This window comes from Sphingopyxis sp. 10G20-10, from assembly GCF_057365075.1.
The window spans coordinates 2004608-2020061 of the sequence record NZ_CP195117.1; the positions used below are offsets into that span (position 1 = coordinate 2004608).

General features: G+C 59.2%; 15 protein-coding genes and 1 tRNA gene. 8 read left to right on the plus strand and 8 right to left on the minus strand.

Going from position 1 to position 15454, the window contains the following annotated elements:
* Window positions 1-14: 14 nt before the first annotated feature.
* Both ACR3XE_RS09820 and ACR3XE_RS09825 read right to left on the minus strand, forming a co-directional pair.
* Window positions 15-1049: a 2-oxoacid:ferredoxin oxidoreductase subunit beta gene (locus tag ACR3XE_RS09820; protein WP_473697826.1), complete on the minus strand. Its 1035-nt coding sequence runs from the start codon at window positions 1047-1049 to the stop codon at window positions 15-17.
* Window positions 1046-2914, minus strand: a complete 1869-nt coding sequence (locus ACR3XE_RS09825; protein ID WP_473697825.1) for a 2-oxoacid:acceptor oxidoreductase subunit alpha — start codon at window positions 2912-2914, stop codon at window positions 1046-1048. The genes ACR3XE_RS09820 and ACR3XE_RS09825 overlap by 4 nt, the downstream gene beginning before the upstream one ends.
* Before the next feature lie 207 nt (window positions 2915-3121).
* Here ACR3XE_RS09825 and ACR3XE_RS09830 point away from each other — a divergent pair, with 207 nt between their 5' ends.
* Together ACR3XE_RS09830 and ACR3XE_RS09835 are read left to right on the plus strand one after the other, a co-directional pair.
* Window positions 3122-4069 (plus strand): alpha/beta hydrolase, encoded by a 948-nt coding sequence (locus tag ACR3XE_RS09830; RefSeq protein ID WP_473697824.1) that lies wholly within the window; start codon window positions 3122-3124, stop codon window positions 4067-4069.
* The gene (locus tag ACR3XE_RS09835; protein ID WP_473697823.1) at window positions 4066-4536 is read left to right on the plus strand and encodes an RNA pyrophosphohydrolase; all 471 of its coding nucleotides are present in this window, start codon (window positions 4066-4068) and stop codon (window positions 4534-4536) included. Before ACR3XE_RS09830 ends, ACR3XE_RS09835 begins: the two co-directional genes overlap by 4 nt.
* Here ACR3XE_RS09835 and ACR3XE_RS09840 read toward each other — a convergent pair.
* On the minus strand, window positions 4497-5186 hold the full coding sequence (locus ACR3XE_RS09840; protein ID WP_486185692.1) for a uracil-DNA glycosylase: 690 nt from the start codon (window positions 5184-5186) through the stop codon (window positions 4497-4499). The two genes, ACR3XE_RS09835 and ACR3XE_RS09840, sit on opposite strands and share 40 nt — an antisense overlap.
* Before the next feature lie 23 nt (window positions 5187-5209).
* On the opposite strand from ACR3XE_RS09840, the gene folK reads away from it, so the two are divergent.
* From folK to ACR3XE_RS09860, 4 genes are all read left to right on the plus strand, one after another.
* Window positions 5210-5731 carry a 2-amino-4-hydroxy-6-hydroxymethyldihydropteridine diphosphokinase gene (gene folK, locus ACR3XE_RS09845; protein WP_473697821.1) on the plus strand — a complete coding sequence of 174 codons (522 nt, stop codon included), beginning with the start codon at window positions 5210-5212 and terminating at the stop codon, window positions 5729-5731.
* Window positions 5732-5770: 39 nt separating this feature from the next.
* Window positions 5771-5846, plus strand: a tRNA-Lys gene (locus ACR3XE_RS09850).
* A gap of 212 nt (window positions 5847-6058) precedes the next feature.
* A complete protein-coding gene (locus ACR3XE_RS09855) occupies window positions 6059-7741 on the plus strand; it encodes a tetratricopeptide repeat protein (RefSeq protein ID WP_473697820.1) in 1683 nt (560 codons plus the stop codon).
* An 89-nt stretch (window positions 7742-7830) separates the two neighbouring features.
* On the plus strand, window positions 7831-8961 hold the full coding sequence (locus ACR3XE_RS09860) for a CaiB/BaiF CoA transferase family protein (protein ID WP_473697819.1): 1131 nt from the start codon (window positions 7831-7833) through the stop codon (window positions 8959-8961).
* Window position 8962: 1 nt separating this feature from the next.
* On the opposite strand, the gene ACR3XE_RS09865 is transcribed toward ACR3XE_RS09860, so the two are convergent.
* Window positions 8963-9691, minus strand: coding sequence for an acyl-CoA dehydrogenase family protein (locus ACR3XE_RS09865; protein ID WP_473697818.1), 729 nt, complete (start codon window positions 9689-9691; stop codon window positions 8963-8965).
* Window positions 9688-10827, minus strand: a complete 1140-nt coding sequence (locus ACR3XE_RS09870; protein WP_473697817.1) for an acyl-CoA dehydrogenase family protein — start codon at window positions 10825-10827, stop codon at window positions 9688-9690. The genes ACR3XE_RS09865 and ACR3XE_RS09870 overlap by 4 nt, the downstream gene beginning before the upstream one ends.
* A gap of 50 nt (window positions 10828-10877) precedes the next feature.
* On the opposite strand from ACR3XE_RS09870, the gene ACR3XE_RS09875 reads away from it, so the two are divergent.
* Both ACR3XE_RS09875 and ACR3XE_RS09880 read left to right on the plus strand, forming a co-directional pair.
* Window positions 10878-11681: a crotonase/enoyl-CoA hydratase family protein gene (locus ACR3XE_RS09875; RefSeq protein WP_473697816.1), complete on the plus strand. Its 804-nt coding sequence runs from the start codon at window positions 10878-10880 to the stop codon at window positions 11679-11681.
* Between the two features lie 2 nt (window positions 11682-11683).
* Entirely contained in the window at window positions 11684-12463 is a 780-nt protein-coding gene (locus ACR3XE_RS09880; RefSeq protein ID WP_473697815.1) for a tyrosine-protein phosphatase, read from the plus strand.
* Window positions 12464-12483: 20 nt separating this feature from the next.
* Here the strand turns inward: ACR3XE_RS09880 and ACR3XE_RS09885 are convergent, their stop codons facing one another.
* From ACR3XE_RS09885 to ACR3XE_RS09895, 3 genes are read right to left on the minus strand one after another with little or no spacing between them, the layout of a single operon-like run.
* Window positions 12484-13773: a Xaa-Pro dipeptidase gene (locus tag ACR3XE_RS09885; RefSeq protein WP_486185693.1), complete on the minus strand. Its 1290-nt coding sequence runs from the start codon at window positions 13771-13773 to the stop codon at window positions 12484-12486.
* Window positions 13774-13783: 10 nt separating this feature from the next.
* A complete protein-coding gene (locus ACR3XE_RS09890; protein ID WP_473697813.1) occupies window positions 13784-14521 on the minus strand; it encodes a sulfotransferase-like domain-containing protein in 738 nt (245 codons plus the stop codon).
* Window positions 14518-15438, minus strand: a complete 921-nt coding sequence (locus ACR3XE_RS09895; RefSeq protein ID WP_486185694.1) for an aminotransferase class IV — start codon at window positions 15436-15438, stop codon at window positions 14518-14520. Before ACR3XE_RS09895 ends, ACR3XE_RS09890 begins: the two co-directional genes overlap by 4 nt.
* Window positions 15439-15454: the final 16 nt, after the last annotated feature.

The following is a 15454-nucleotide window of genomic DNA, read 5'->3' on the forward strand; positions in this document are numbered from 1 at the left end:
GGCCTGCGCCGCTGCTACAGTTCAGGGCCGTCCTCTGTAACCGTCCAGGTCTGCCCCTTGCTGACCAGCGCTTGCAGGTTCGGCGTCTTGCCTGCCGACGCCGCCTCGTTCTGGCGCCAGACATCGGCTTCGAAGGTCGGGCGCGGGTCGTCGTACAGCACGCCCAGCGCCATCGGAAATTCGCCAAAGGACATTTCGACCAGCATATGCGCGACGCTGCGGTTGGTGACGTCATGGACGATCACGCCCGCCGCCTGCCAATCGCCATCAACCACATCAACAACTTTCAGCGTCAAGGCTTCCACATCGAGCGCGATACCCTTGGCGCCTTTTTCAAACAGCATGGGTTCGCCTTCTGTCAGCCAAAGCTGGCCCGTCGCCGCATTCGCCTTTTCGGTGAAATCGGCGAACACATCCTTGTTATAAACGATGCAATTCTGGAAAATTTCGATGAATGCTGAGCCTTTATGGGCATGGGCGGCTTTCAATACCTTGGGCAGTTCCTTTGACACATCAAACCCGCGTGCCACGAAGCGTGCTCCCGAGCCCAAGGCAAAGGCGCACGGCTGGGCCGGACGGTCAACCGAGCCATAGGGGGTCGAAGGCGTCGTCGTGCCGACGCGGCTGGTCGGTGAATATTGTCCCTTGGTCAGACCGTAAATTTCATTGTTGAACAACATGATCTGGCAATCAAGATTGCGGCGGATCAAGTGCATCGTGTGATTGCCGCCAATCGACAGACCGTCGCCATCGCCAGTGACAATCCATACGTCGAGCTTGGGATTGGCGAGCTTCAAACCGGTCGCAAAGGCGGGCGCACGACCATGGATCGTGTGAAAACCATAGGTTTCCATATAATAGGGAAAGCGCGACGAGCAGCCGATGCCGCTAATAAACACCGTGTTTTCAGGTGCGGTACCAATTTCGGGCATGGTGCGCTGAATGGCCTTCAAAATCGCATAGTCACCGCAACCGGGGCACCAGCGCACTTCCTGATCGGTTTCCCAATCTTTCAATGTGGTCTTTGCGACGGGAGACATGTCATTCATTGCAAATGCTCCTCGATCGCCGCTTCAATCTCGGCGATTTGGAAAGGTTGACCCGACACTTTGTTGACGGGCTTTGCATCAACCAGAAACTGGTCGCGCAGCACGGTTTTCAATTGGCCGGTGTTCATTTCAGGGATGATGACCCGGTCAAAACTCTTCAACAGTTCACCCAGATTTTTGGGCAGCGGCCAAACATGACGTATGTGGATATGGCTGACGTCGGCGCCCTCGGCACGCTTGCGGCGCACCGCTTGATGGATCGGGCCAAAGGTCGAACCCCAGCCGACGACCGCCAGCTTGCCACCCTCTGCTCCCAACTCGACGATCTGATCGGGAATGTCGTTCGCAATCCCGTCGATCTTTGCTTTGCGCAGATCGGTCATCGCTTGGTGGTTTTCGGGAATATAATTGATGTGGCCGGTGTCGATTTCTTTTTCGATCCCGCCGATCCGGTGCATCAGTCCCGGCGTGCCGGGCTTGACCCACGGACGCGCCAGTTTGTTGTCACGACCATAGGGCAGGAAGCCACCTTCTGGCGCTTCTTCCATGAATTGAACCGGAAAGGGCTCATAATCCGACAAGTCGGGTACCGCCCAAGGTTCGGCAGCATTGGCGATATAGCCATCGGTGAGCAGCATTACCGGCGTCATATAGCGCGTCGCAATCCGCACCGCTTCGATCGCGCATTCAAACGCATCGCCAGGCGACCGCGCGGCAATGACGGGCAGCGGCGCATCGCCGTTGCGGCCATAGACCGCCTGATACAGATCGGACTGTTCGGTCTTGGTCGGCAGGCCGGTCGAGGGGCCGCCGCGCTGGCTGTTGACGATAATCAGCGGCAACTCGGTCATAATCGCCAGACCCATCGCCTCGCCCTTCAACGCGATGCCGGGGCCGGATGAAGAGGTGACACCCAGCGATCCGCCATAGCTGGCGCCAATCGACGCACAGATCGCGGCGATTTCATCCTCGGCCTGAAAGGTCGTGATGCCATATTCCTTGAGCCGCGACAGATGGTGCAAGATCGCCGACGCGGGCGTGATCGGATAGCCGCCAAAGAACATCGGCAGCTTGGCCAGTTGCGTTCCGGCAACCAGACCGAGCGCGATCGCTTCGGCGCCGGTCAGGATGCGATATAATCCCGGCGCGGATTCGGATGGATCGACATGATGCTGTTTCAGCGGGCCGGAAAGCTCTGCCGTCTCGCCATAGGCATGGCCAGCATTCAGCGCCGCGACATTGGCGTCCGCAATGTCGGCCAGTTTGGCAAATTTATTCTTGAGCCATTCGATCAGCGGCGCGCGATCGCGGTCGAACATCCACAGGGCAAGGCCCAGCGTCCACATATTCTTGCACCGCAGCGCTTCCTTGTTGCCGAGGCCAAAGGGCTTGACCGCATCCAACGTCGCCTGACTGATGTTCAGCTTCAGCAACTGCCATTTGGCCAAGCTGCCATCTTCAAGCGGATTGCTCTCATATTTCGCTTTGGCAAGGTTGCGGTCGTTAAACTCGCCCTCGTCCGCGATAATCAGCCCGCCAATTTTGAGCGCACCGACATTGGTTTTCAGCGCGGCAGGGTTCATCGCCACCAGCACGTCGGGCGCGTCGCCCGCGGTATCGATCTGGCTTGATCCGAAATTGATCTGGAACGCCGACACACCGAACAACGTGCCTTGCGGCGCACGAATCTCGGCTGGGAAGTCGGGAAAGGTCGCAAGATCGTTGCCGGCAAGCGCGGTCGACAGAGTAAATTGCCCACCGGTGAGTTGCATACCGTCGCCGCTATCCCCGGCAAATCGCACCACCACTGCTTCGGAAAGAGGGGCCGGTCGCTGTCCGGCCTCGTCCACTACCGCTGTCGCCATTATCTATTCTGCCTCATTATGCGAACCTGTGTCCCGCGGCCTAGGTCGTTCCGACCCGCGCCGCAATTCAGAAAAAATTGTGCGCCGCAAACTTCAATCGCGCCCAATCCGGCCACTCACCCTAAGCGGAAAGGTTGCCATTCGCCATTGAATTATCAGTCGCAATGCCGAATAGGATGGCCAACGAACATAAAAGGGATGGATAGCATGACCGACAACAGCACGCCTTTTGTACGCCCCGACACCACGGCTTTCCTGGCATTTCTGAATGCACAGGAAGGGCCGACCATGGACGAAATGCTCCCTGCCGACGCGCGCCAAATGATGCTGACGATGGGTCAGCTTGCCGACGCCGAGCGCGGTGAAATCGTCAAGGTGGAGGATCGCACCATCCCCGGTCCCGCTGGCGATATTCCCGTCCGCATCTATGACAACCGCCCTGATCGCGAAGCGGGACCGGTTATGGTTTTTTATCACGGCGGCGGCTTTGTCATCGGCGACCTCGATACCCACGATGCCTATTGCGCAGAGGCGGCACGCGTACTCGACATGCCCGTCGTGTCAGTCGACTACCGCCTTGCCCCCGAACACCCCTTCCCCGCCGCCCCCGAAGATTGCGAAGCGGCAACGCGCTGGGTTGCGGACAATATGCCCTGCACAGGCCTGATTTTGTCAGGCGACAGTGCGGGTGGCAGCCTGACCGTTGCAACTGCACTAACCCTGCGCGACAAACCGGCCAGCAAACCCGTGATCGCCCAATATGCCATCTATCCCGCCGTTACGTCGAGCAGCGACTGGCAAAGCGCCCGCGATTTCGCCGACGGCTATTTGCTAACCCAGGCTGCGATGGATTATTTTGGCGAGCATTATCGCTGGGTAGCGGGCGATCCACGCTGCGACATGCTCGACCATGATCTGGCGGGTATGCCGCCTGCTGTTGTCGTAACCGCCAGCCTCGATCCGCTACTTGATCAGGGTCGCGCCTATGTCGGCAAGCTCGCCGCTGCGGGGGTTCCGGTCACCTATCGCGAGGCGGTCGGCAATATTCACGGTTATATCTGCCTGCGCAAAGGCATCCCCTCGTCGAACAGCGACATTGCCGCCGGATTTGCTGCGCTCAAAACCTTGCTCGCCGACACGGCCCGCGCTGGATGACCGACGACCTTCCCTATCGCCCCTGCGCCGGGGTGATGCTCGCCAACCGCGACGGTCGCGTATTTGTGGGCCAGCGACTCGATACGACGAACGAAGCGTGGCAAATGCCGCAAGGCGGCGTCGATCCCGGCGAAGATGTCGAAGCGGCGGCGCTGCGCGAATTGCATGAAGAAACCGGTGTTCCCGCCAAACTCGTAGATATAATCGCGCGCAGCAAAACCGAGCATTTTTATGACCTGCCCGACCATCTGGTCACCAAAATGTGGGGCGGAAAATATCGCGGCCAGCGCCAACATTGGTTTTTAATGCGTTTTCTTGGAGACGATAGCGACGTCGATATCACCACCAAGCATCAGGAGTTCCGCGCGTGGCGCTGGGCGGATCTTGATGAACTGGACAAGTTGATCGTGCCGTTCAAGCGCATCCTCTATCGCGCAGTGGTCGAAGAGTTCCGCCCGCTCGTCTGATCACGCAGCACCGTTGCCGTCGCAAACACTTCGGCAAACATCGCGGGTGTCAGCCGCCCGGTGTTCGTGTTGTAGCGCGAGCAATGATAGCTATCGACCATGAGGCGGCCCTCGCGAATCGCATGTACCCGTCCATGACCAAAGGGAAAGGCCGCAAGCCGCCCGCCAAAACTACGCACCAGCGCGTCATGGGCTATCTTGCCAAGCGCAATCATCACCCGCAGCTTGGGCAAAGCCGCCAGCTGCTGCTCCAGAAACGGGCGGCACGCGGCTATTTCGGCCGGATTTGGCTTGTTCTGCGGCGGCAGGCATTTGACGCTATTAAAGATCATGGCCCCGTCCAGCCGCAACCCGTCGTCGGCATGGCCGTCATATAAGCCCTTGCTCAACCCAAAATCGGCCAGAGTAGCAAACAACAGATCGCCCGCCTGATCACCGGTAAAGGGCCGACCCGTCCGATTGGCGCCCCGCATCCCCGGAGCCAGCCCGACAATCGCCAGCCACGCGTTTAAATCGCCAAAGACCGGCACCGGCGCATTCCACCAGTCGGGATGTTCCACCCGACACTGTTCGCGAAGGGCGACAAGTCGCGAGCACAGCGCACAATCGTGCGGCGGCTCGGCGCCGGAAAGCGGGCTGGCTATCTCCACATCTCTAAGATAGGCGAGGCGCCATGGCCAATGCAACGCCCCTCCCCCTCTATGTAATCGGTCTTGGGTCAAACCGGCGGCACGTCCGCTACGGCGACCCGCGCCGTGTGTTGATGGCGGCGATGGAGGCGTTGGAAGCCGATGATATCGAAGCGGTCGACGCCAGCCCGATCATCACCAGCGCGCCCATCGGGCCGTCGCGTCGCCTTTATGCCAATGCCGTCGCGCTCGTCGCGTCACCGCTGAGCCCTGATGTGATGCTCGACCGATTGCAACAAATCGAAGCCAGTTTCGGCCGCCGCACAGGTCAACGCTGGAGCGCACGCACCCTCGATCTCGACATATTGTTGTGGTCCGGCGGCGTGTGGAGCGATGCCGCGCTGACCGTCCCGCATCCCGCGCTGGCCGAGCGCGATTTCGTCCTTGGCCCCATGTCGTTAATCGTGCCCGAATGGCGCCACCCCCTGCTCGCGCGCACCCCCCGCCAGCTCGCTGCACAACTTGCACGTCCAAAGCCGGTTGACCGCCGCCCCCTGTCCCTCTAGGGCGACCCCGCAATCGCGAACGGCACCGAACGCCGCGATGGGCCCTTAGCTCAGTCGGTAGAGCAACTGACTTTTAATCAGTAGGTCGCTGGTTCGAACCCAGCAGGGCTCACCACCATCATTTTCGTTCGAGCACACCCGTTTTTCGCGCAACCTGCAAACATCCATAAACCATAAGGCAAGGCGGCGCGAAGCGTTGGCGATCATTGTCCGGTGGTCATGCTCCATATTAGGGGTTACGACGATGTGATGCGCACGGGGGCGGGCATGTTTTCTATGCTTATTTTTATCCGGTTTGGAATGCGCTGATAATCTTTGGGGGATATTATGGCGCTTATGACAAAACGTCTGTTGCTCACGTCCTGCATGGGAGTTTTGGGGTTCGCGGCGAGTGGTAATGCCGCTGTGGCACAGACTGCTGAGCCGACGGTCAAAACGGCGACTGCCCCCGCTGAAACGGGTGATCATTCAGCCAAAGACCATAGCCCGCCCTCGGCATCCCCCGAAACGGTCCACCCGGACAAAAATGCTCCGGCTCCAGCCGTACAACCCGATGACGCGCCACCGAAACTCCTCGATGGCTATGGAAACGGCGGCTTTCCAATCACGACCGATGTGGCCGAAGCACAGGCTTATTTCACCAACGGCATGGTTTTGGCCTCTGCCTTTGCGCACAAGGCCTCGATTGCGGCCATGAAAGAAGCGACGCGGCTCGACCCTGATTGCGCCATGTGTCTTTGGGGTCTGGCATATACGTCGGGACCGACGCTCAACTATGGCAAAGATGCGGACGAACGAGTCGAGCTGCTGACAATGGCACGCAAGGCCGACCAGTTGGCACGTGCGAATGGAACCGAGCGCGAACGCGCCCTTACCCATGCCTTGCTGTCTCGTTTTCGCCATGGTGACACCAAAAAGCGCGACCAGGATTATGCCGACGCCATGGCGGGCCTCGCCAGCCGCTACCCCAATGATGACAGCATCAACGTCCTCGCCGCCGATGCGACGCTGATCACCGCGACAAAAGAGGAAGAGTTCAAAGCCGCAGGGCTCAAGGCAATGGCCTTTCTTGAACCTGTGCTTGCACGATCTCCCGACAGCACGCCCGCCATTCATTTTTATATCCACTCCAGCGAGGTTGCGGGTCGTTCCACCGATGCCGAATCCTATGCCGACCGCCTGACTGCGCTCGCGCCAGCGGCAAGCCATCTTGTCCATATGCCGTCACACACCTGGTATTGGGTCGGACGATATCAGGACGCCGCCGACGCCAATTTGCGCGCGGTCCGCATTGACCAGGCGAACGCCGCGCGGCTGGGCCATACCGAGCATGGTGGAGCCTTTGAACTTCCTTACCACGCGCACAATGTCATCTTCGGTCTTGGCGGAGCGATGATGGCGGGCGATTCACGTGGCGCCCTGATTCTAGCCAGACCGCTTATCGAAAATGCGCAGGATAAAGAGAAAGCGTCTCCGTTCATGCAGCTATTTTCCGCTGCCGGATATTTTGCCGTCGCCCGCTTTGATGACCCGGTGGCCGTGATTGCCCTGAAGGAACCAAAGCTCCCCTATCTCAAAGCTGCGTGGCACTATGCCAGAGGAGAAGCCTTTGCCTATCAAAAGGATGTCAATGGCATAAAGGCCGAGATGGACGCCATCCCGGCAACGCTGGTCAAAGGCACCATCGACAAAGATAGCCGCGCGCCAGAACAATTGCTGGGCATCACAAGAGCCGTGCTAAGAGGGCGCATCGCGGCACTGGAGAATCGTTGGGCTGATGCTGCTAATGCCTATCGCGATGGTGCGGCAATCGAAGAGACCCCCGATTTTCAGCTTTTCTCCGACCCGCCGGCTTTTTGGTATCCGGTGCGACGAGATCTTGCCGCCACGCTTTTGGCCAGTGGCGATACAGCCGGGGCCCTTCGAGAAGCCGAAGCCACGTTAAAACTCCGTCCCAAAGATCCAGCGACTTTGGCCATCATGGACGAAGCGCAGAAGAAACCGGATTAGAACGGGATCCTTTGCCCGCAACGCCGCCCGCCCCTTGCCTCTATGCTGATTGACCGGCAAAGCAACGCCATCGCAAAAGGAGTTTAACTATGGCAGGACCGCTGACGGGCATCAGGATCATTGAATTTGCCGGCATTGGCCCAGGCCCCTTTTGTGCCATGATGCTTGCAGATCATGGAGCAGAGGTGATCCGGATTGACCGCCCCGGCGGTTTCATGGACCCGCGTGACCCGCTTTCACGCAACCGGAAATCGATCATGCTCGACATGAAGAAAGAAGGCGCGGTCGATCTGGCGCGCGATCTGTGTCGCGGGGCCGACGGGATTATCGAGGGCTATCGGCCTGGCGTGATGGAGCGATTAGGGCTCGGTCCCGACGTCCTCCTCGCGGACAATCCCAGACTTGTTTATGGCCGCATGACCGGCTGGGGCCAATTCGGTCCTTATGCGCAGGCGGCAGGGCATGACATCAATTATATTTCGCTGTCGGGTGTGCTTCACGGCATCGGCGTGCGCGGCGGGAAGCCCGTGCCGCCGGCCAATTATGTGGGCGATTTCGGCGGAGGCGGCATGATGCTGGCTTTTGGCATGTCCAGCGCGCTGCTCCACGCATCAAAGACAGGCGAAGGACAAGTTATCGATTGTGCGATGACCGACGGTTCTGCCTTGTTGGCGGGAATGACCTGGTGGTTTCATGGCGCCAATATGCTCAAGGACGAACCAGGGGTTAACCGCCTCGACGGCGGTGCTCATTTCTATGACACTTACACCTGTAGCGATGGCAAATTCATTTCGATTGGGTCGATCGAGCCGCAATTTTATGCGCTACTCCGCGAAAAAACGGGCCTCGATGCAGACCCCGATTTCGATGCACAGAATGACGAGGCGCAATGGCCCGCTCTCAAAAGGAAAATTGCCGACCTGTTCGCCACCAAAACCCGCGATGAATGGTGTGCGTTGATGGAAATGACAGACGTCTGTTTTGCGCCCGTCCTGTCACTCAGCGAGGCACCGCACCACCCCCATAATGTCGAACGCGGGACTTTTCAAACGATCGGCGGCGTGCCGCAGCCCGCACCGGCGCCTCGTTATTCGGCCACTGTGAATGCAGCGCCGCAGCCTGCCCCGATGGTCGGGTCGGATGGCGACGCAATTCTCGCCAGTCTGGGCTATGATACTGACAAGGTTGCGGCGCTCAAATCGGGCGGTGCCGTTCGTTAGCCTAGATAGCTATGTCGCTCCGTTCAGTCAGCGTGGCCCAAAGTCGAGCGCCACTATCGACCGCAACCATTTGACCCAATTTATTCGCCCAATGAGCATCATTCCCATGCGCGCTTCTCCAGCGCATCAACGGAATAGTCTGCTTGTGCAGGTCATATTCGGCGGTGAACCCGATGGCTCCATGCACTTGGTGCGCGACCGCTGTCACAACGCCAACGGCGCGATTGGCTCGCAACTTTGCGGCGGCAATCTCAAAACCCGCCTGCTCGGCATCAAAACCTGTGGCGTCGAGTCGGGTCGCTAGGGCGGCCGCCGCCACATCAACCGCCGCGACTTCACAAGCCATTGCCGCCAGTGCCTGCTGCACCGCCTGAAATTTACCAAGCGGCCGCCCGAACTGCTGGCGCATATTGACATGATCGATGGACAATTGCAGCGCCTGACCCATGGCACCAGACATCAGGCTGACCGTTGCAGCAGCCAACAAGTCTTCCGAAGGGGCCTTTAGCACTGCCAAAATTTTCTCGGCTATCGGTAAGTCTGGGATTGCTACACCAGCAAGTCGCAACACGGCATGCACATCGCCCCAATCGCCGCCAAAACCACCTTCGTCCTCAGGCACTAACAACAGTCCAAATCCGGCCTCTTCAATAGACGTCATCCCGGCTGTCGCCGCTTCGGCAAACACGGCCTTCGCCGTATCGCAAAGCATTTCGCGAGCCGCGCTCATCGCAGACCCAATCCGCGTGCGATGATCCCGCGTATCACCTCGCGAGTTCCTCCGCGCAAGGAGAAGCTGGGTGATGCAATGAGTAAAGCACGAAGCAGGCGGGAGAGGTCATCAGAACCATCCCATTCGCAGTCCACCACCGCTTGAATCCGGCGCGGCATATCCTGTTCGAACGCATTACCCAATTCCTTGACGACCGAAGCCTCGACCATGGGGTCTTCTCCGGCTGCCAGCTTGGCAGCGGTTGATCGCGACAACTGGCGCAGCGTCCACATTTCGGCGGTGAGTTCACCAATCAATGACGCAATCGCCGGAGCAGGCGTATTGTCCGCCGCGTCGATCAGCGCGACGAACAGCGCATGGCTCGACAAATATCGTTCTGGTCCGGAGCGTTCGAGCCCCAATTCAGCGGTCACCTGCTTCCAGCCCTGCCCGCGTTCCCCGACCAGGGCGTTCGCCGGTATCAGGACATCATCAAAGAAAACCTCGTTGAAATCATGGTTGCCTGCCATGTCGATGATCGGACGAATCGTAATGCCGGGCGTATCGAGATCAATCAGAAACTGGCTCAGTCCCGCATTGCGTTCGCTGCCATCTTCGCTGCGCACCAGCGTCAGCATGATGTGTGCCAGATGCGCGCCGGTGGTCCAGATTTTCTGCCCGTTGATCCGCCATCCGTCAGGCGTCGCGCGCGCGGTGGTGCGGACGGCGGCAAGATCGGACCCTGCGCCGGGTTCGGACAGTCCGATGCAGGCGTAAAGCTCGCCTTTGGCAATGCCAGGCAAATATCGCTCGCGCTGCTCTTCGCTGCCATAACGCAGGATCAGCGGCCCCGTCTGCCGGTCTGCAATCCAATGCGCGCCAACGGGTGCCCCCGCGGCGAGTAATTCCTCTAGGACCACATAGCGTTCGAGTGGATGCCGGTCGCCACCTCCATAGCGGTTGGGCAATGTCATGCCGACATAGCCGGCAGTCCCCAACAGGCGGCTGAAATCCGCATCGAAACTCGCCCAGCAATTGGCGCGCGCCAATATATCACCCCGTGGCTGGTTCGTCGCAAGCCAGGCCCGCAACTCGGTGCGCAGTGCTGCAACATCGCCGGGAGGATCAAAAGGATAGAGGTCAAAGCTTTGCATGCCGCCCCTGCCATGCAATAGCTTATCCCATATGCAAAGGAATTTTGACTATGGGCGCATTTCTCGACGTCGCTCGCCGCGACAAGATCGCCATTCTGACGATGATCAAGCCAGAAAGCATGAATGCCATTGGTACACATGATGATTGCGAAGACATAATATCAACGTTGAAAGAGCTTGGCGACGACCGGGGCATCAGCGCGATCATACTGACCGGCAGCGGAAAAGCATTCAGCGCCGGAGGTAATCTCAAAGGCATGAAGGACCGAACCGGCATCGGCGTTCTCGATCAGCCCGATTCGACCCGCGCCAATTACCGCAAGGGCGTTCAGGCGGTCATTCGTGCGCTGATGGATTGCGAAATCCCGATGATTGCCGCCGTCAATGGCCACGCCATCGGGCTTGGCTGCGATCTCGCCTGCACCTGTGACATCCGCATTGCTGCCGAAAGTGCCAAGTTCGCGTGCAGCTTCATCAAGGTCGGCATTGTGCCGGGTGATGGTGGCGCGTGGCTTCTCCAGCGCGTGCTCGGCTATCCGCGCGCCGCCGAATTATTCCTCACAGGCGACCGTTTCGATGCGGCTCAGGCCAAGGACTATGGCCTTGTGACCGAAGTGGTTCCCGACGCGGAATTGCTCGACCGCGCCATCGCCATAGCCGAGCGCATCACCTGCAACCCGCCGCGCGCGCTGCGTCTCACCAAGCGGCTGATGCGCGAAGCCCAGCATAGCCGGATGAACGACATCCTTGAACTGAGTGCGGCCTATCAGGCCATTGTTCATGAAACCGCTGACAATCGCGAAGCTATCAACGCTTTTGTCGAAAAGCGCCCGCCCAAATTTACAGGAGACTGACGATGCTCGCCGAACGCATCCTGCCGCTTCAAGGCGTCCATAATTTCCGCGATTATGGCGGCTATAATGTCGAAGATGGTGGTAAATTGCGCACCGGCTTGCTCTGGCGCTCGGCACATCATCAGGAGGCTAGCTCGGCGGACCTCACTGCCATAGATAAACTGGGCATAGAAACGATCGTCGACCTGCGCGGTGACGACGAACGTGCGGCGCATCCCTGCAAACGCCCGGACGGCTTCTCCGCGCGGGTGCTGTTTGCAGAAGGGCAGACCGCTGGTCTCGCGCCGCACCTTCAGGCCGCGGGCGGCACCATCGACGATGCCACTGCGCGGGCGCGGATGATCGATACTTACGCCGGAATGCCCTATCGTCCCGTGCTGGTGAACACACTACGGCTCTATCTGGCCGCGCTCGCCGAATATGACGCGCCCAGCCTCGTCCATTGCGTCGCGGGGAAGGATCGCACCGGTTTCGCGGTCGCTATCGTCCACCGGCTTCTCGGGGTGCATGAGGATGATATCATGCACGACTATCTGCTCACCAACAGCGCGGGCAAGATAGAGGAGCGCATTGCGCAAGGCGGTGAAGTCATCCGCGCACGTTATGGCGCGGTGATTCCCGACGATGCCGTGCGAACGCTGATGTCGGTCAACCCGATTTTCCTAGACGCCGCGCTGGCCACGGTACGCCGCGACCATGGCGACATCGCCAGCTATGCCGAATCCGTACTCAACCTGACACCCGCCATGCACGAGGCGATGATCGAGAAATTGGTGGAGTGATTTGGCGGCGAAAGGCCAGATTATGCCCCGCCCTTCTCGATCACCCCCGCCTTAATCACCGTATCGACATGTTCCAGCTGGGTCACATCCTCTAGCGGATTACCGTCGACCGCGATGATGTCGGCATAGCGGCCAACCGCAATCGCCCCGATATCGCTTGTCATGCCCAGCACTTCGGCTCCGCTCTCGGTCGCCGCGCGTATAGCCTGCATCGGGGTCATTCCCCATTGCACCATCTTGGCGAACTGTTTGCCATTGTCACCATGTGGATAAACACCGGCATCGGTGCCGAACAGCATATGGACGCCCGCCTTGACCGCGCGCTGGAATGTCTGGCGCTGGGCCAGACCGATCGCTTTTTCCTTGTCTAGACTTTCTTGCTCGGTGCCGTTGGATGTGCCGGTCGCGAGGATATAATCGTCATTGTAAATATCCATGTCGAACCAGGTGCCATGCTGGATCGCCAGCTTGATCGTCGCATCGCTGGCCAGGCTGGCATGTTCGATGGTGTCGATGCCCGCCAAAATCGCAGTGTGTATGCCTTCGTCGCCATGGGCGTGCGCCGCGACCTTCAGCCCCAGCATATGCGCCTCGTCGGCAATCGCTTTCATTTCTTCAAAGGATAGTTGCTGCGCACCCACGCTGTCACCCAATGAGAAGACGCCGCCTGTCGCGCAAATCTTGATCACACGCGCGCCATATTTATGCAGCCAGCGCACCTTGGCCCGCGCCTCTTCGGGGCTATCGACAACAGAAGGACCTTTGACATCCATTGACGGCGGCAGTCCGCCATTGTCGCAATGACCACCCGTCGCGCCAATCGCATAGCCCGCCGGAATGATGCGCGGCCCGTCAATGAAACCGCCCTCAATCGCCTGTTTCAGTCCGACATCTTCAAAGCCTTCGGAGCCGACATTGCGCACCGTGGTAAAACCGGCATCGAGCGTCTTCTTCGCATTGGCGACCCCGACCGCGGTCCAGAAACTATCGGTATAGCGTAGCCCTTGATAACCGCCGACTGTGGCCAGCGAAGTCAAGTGGACGTGCATGTCGATGAGGCCGGGCAGCACCGTCTTGTCACCCAGGTCGATATGCTTGACGTCGCTACGCCATTTGACCGTGCGCGAATCGCCGACGCTGGTGATACGACCGTCGGCCCCGACGAAAATGGCGGGATAATCAACCGTCGTGCCCTTCAGCACATCGACCATATGCGCCGCTGTGATAACCGTTTGCCCGCTGCCTTGCGCCAATGCGGGTTGAACAAAGGCGCTGGCAGCCAGCAGCATCAAAACGCGCAATCTCATCATCCGTCTCCTGTTATTTACCTGAAATTTTATACCGCGAAAGCTTCGCATAGTCGGATTGGCAGGCGTCGGCGACAGCCTGATCGCGCGGACCGAGCGCCACGGGGCGAAGGTCGGGTTTTCCAAACCCTCCGCTTTCCATCACCGCGTCATACCAATGCGTCGCCCATATGCCGTCAGTGTCACGCAGGCCCGGCTCCCACCGCAGCATTGCGGGGTCCCATGCAATATCCAGTGCATCACAAAGCTGCTCCAGCATCCCCGCCGGATCCGCCAATATGTCGGCGCTATCGACGACAGGCGGAGCATAGCCCAGCCGGTCGGATTCGCGGTCGAAAAACTCCACCTGCCGCGCCGTCCCCAGATGCTCTGGCGTCACGACGACATGTTTGGCGGCATAGCTTGCAACGACCCGGGCTGGATCACGGATCAAAAAGGCGTGACGCATGTTGGACAGATCGTCATGCCCTATTGGCCCAACCATATGATGCGCCATATGCTTTTGATACCAGATCGGGGCGTAGCTTGGATGCGGCGCGCTCATCACTTTCGCGACCGAGTCCCAATCGCAGTCCATCGACGCGATCACCTGTTCCGCCATCACCTGCGGATCACCGCTCGTCTTCAGATAAGCGCCATAAAAAGGTTCGTCACTGACGACGGTATCGGCGCGGCTGCCAAAGCTGCGCATCATTGCGGTCGACAGGTTACGCGGGCCTGACCACATGGCGATCCGAATAGCATCGCTCACCGCGCGTCCGCCTCTGCGGCATCGCGAGCAATCAACGCCTTGTAAAGCGACTGTAGCCGCTCAACCATCGGTCCCCGCCCTACGGTCAGCACGCGTCCGTCAATCGTGTGCGCAGGGACGACACCCGCAAAAGTGCCGGTGACAAAAGCTTCATCGGCACCATAAACATCGGTCAGCGAAAAATTCTTCTGGAACACCGGAATATCATTCTCGCGGCACAGCTTGATAACATTGCTGCGCGTAATCCCGCCGAGGCAATAATCGCCCGACGATGTCCAGACCTCACCCTTGCGAACGATAAAGAAATGGGTCGAATTGCAAGTGGCGACAAAGCCATGCGGATCGAGCATCAGCGCCTCGTCGGCGCCCGCCTCGGTCGCCTGAATGCAAGCTGTTATACAATTGAGCTTGCTGTGACTGTTGAGCTTTGGATCCTGCACTGCCGGGTCGCCGCGACGGACATGGACGGTGAACAAGGACAGTCCCTTTTCAACCGTCGCGGGCAACGGGTCTTTATGCTCGGCGATAATCACTATGGTGGCCGGTGAAATGACGACGCGCGGGTCCTGATAGGGGGTCGATCTTATACCCCGCGTCACCATCAACCGGATATGGCACGCCTCCATCGCGTTCGCGGCGATGGTCGCATAGAGCCGTTCGACCAGCGCATCCCGACTGATCCCGATATCCATCGCAATCGCCTTTGCCCCCTCGAACAACCGGTCGATATGGGTATCGAGAAAGACCATGCGACCCTTATGGACGCGGATACCCTCCCACACGCCATCACCCAGCATGAACCCGCTGTCGAAAACCGACACGCTTGCCTCTACACGCGGCAACAGCGTGCCGTTGACGTTGATCAGGATCGCGTCGTTGCGCGGATCCGGGGTATAATCGTGCGTGCCGTGCGCCATGGGTCGGAACCTTAAG

Excerpts from the sequence above, each read along its gene's own strand:
- ACR3XE_RS09820 (WP_473697826.1), bottom strand. The coding sequence starts at position 1,049 with ATGAATGACATGTCTCCCGTCGCAAAGACCACATTGAAAGATTGGGAA.
- ACR3XE_RS09825 (WP_473697825.1), bottom strand. The coding sequence starts at position 2,914 with ATGGCGACAGCGGTAGTGGACGAGGCCGGACAGCGACCGGCCCCTCTT.
- ACR3XE_RS09830 (WP_473697824.1), top strand. The coding sequence starts at position 3,122 with ATGACCGACAACAGCACGCCTTTTGTACGCCCCGACACCACGGCTTTC.
- ACR3XE_RS09835 (WP_473697823.1), top strand. The coding sequence starts at position 4,066 with ATGACCGACGACCTTCCCTATCGCCCCTGCGCCGGGGTGATGCTCGCC.
- folK (WP_473697821.1), top strand. The coding sequence starts at position 5,210 with ATGGCCAATGCAACGCCCCTCCCCCTCTATGTAATCGGTCTTGGGTCA.
- ACR3XE_RS09855 (WP_473697820.1), top strand. The coding sequence starts at position 6,059 with ATGGCGCTTATGACAAAACGTCTGTTGCTCACGTCCTGCATGGGAGTT.
- ACR3XE_RS09860 (WP_473697819.1), top strand. The coding sequence starts at position 7,831 with ATGGCAGGACCGCTGACGGGCATCAGGATCATTGAATTTGCCGGCATT.
- ACR3XE_RS09865 (WP_473697818.1), bottom strand. The coding sequence starts at position 9,691 with ATGAGCGCGGCTCGCGAAATGCTTTGCGATACGGCGAAGGCCGTGTTT.
- ACR3XE_RS09870 (WP_473697817.1), bottom strand. The coding sequence starts at position 10,827 with ATGCAAAGCTTTGACCTCTATCCTTTTGATCCTCCCGGCGATGTTGCA.
- ACR3XE_RS09875 (WP_473697816.1), top strand. The coding sequence starts at position 10,878 with ATGGGCGCATTTCTCGACGTCGCTCGCCGCGACAAGATCGCCATTCTG.
- ACR3XE_RS09880 (WP_473697815.1), top strand. The coding sequence starts at position 11,684 with ATGCTCGCCGAACGCATCCTGCCGCTTCAAGGCGTCCATAATTTCCGC.
- ACR3XE_RS09885 (WP_486185693.1), bottom strand. The coding sequence starts at position 13,773 with ATGATGAGATTGCGCGTTTTGATGCTGCTGGCTGCCAGCGCCTTTGTT.
- ACR3XE_RS09895 (WP_486185694.1), bottom strand. The coding sequence starts at position 15,438 with ATGGCGCACGGCACGCACGATTATACCCCGGATCCGCGCAACGACGCG.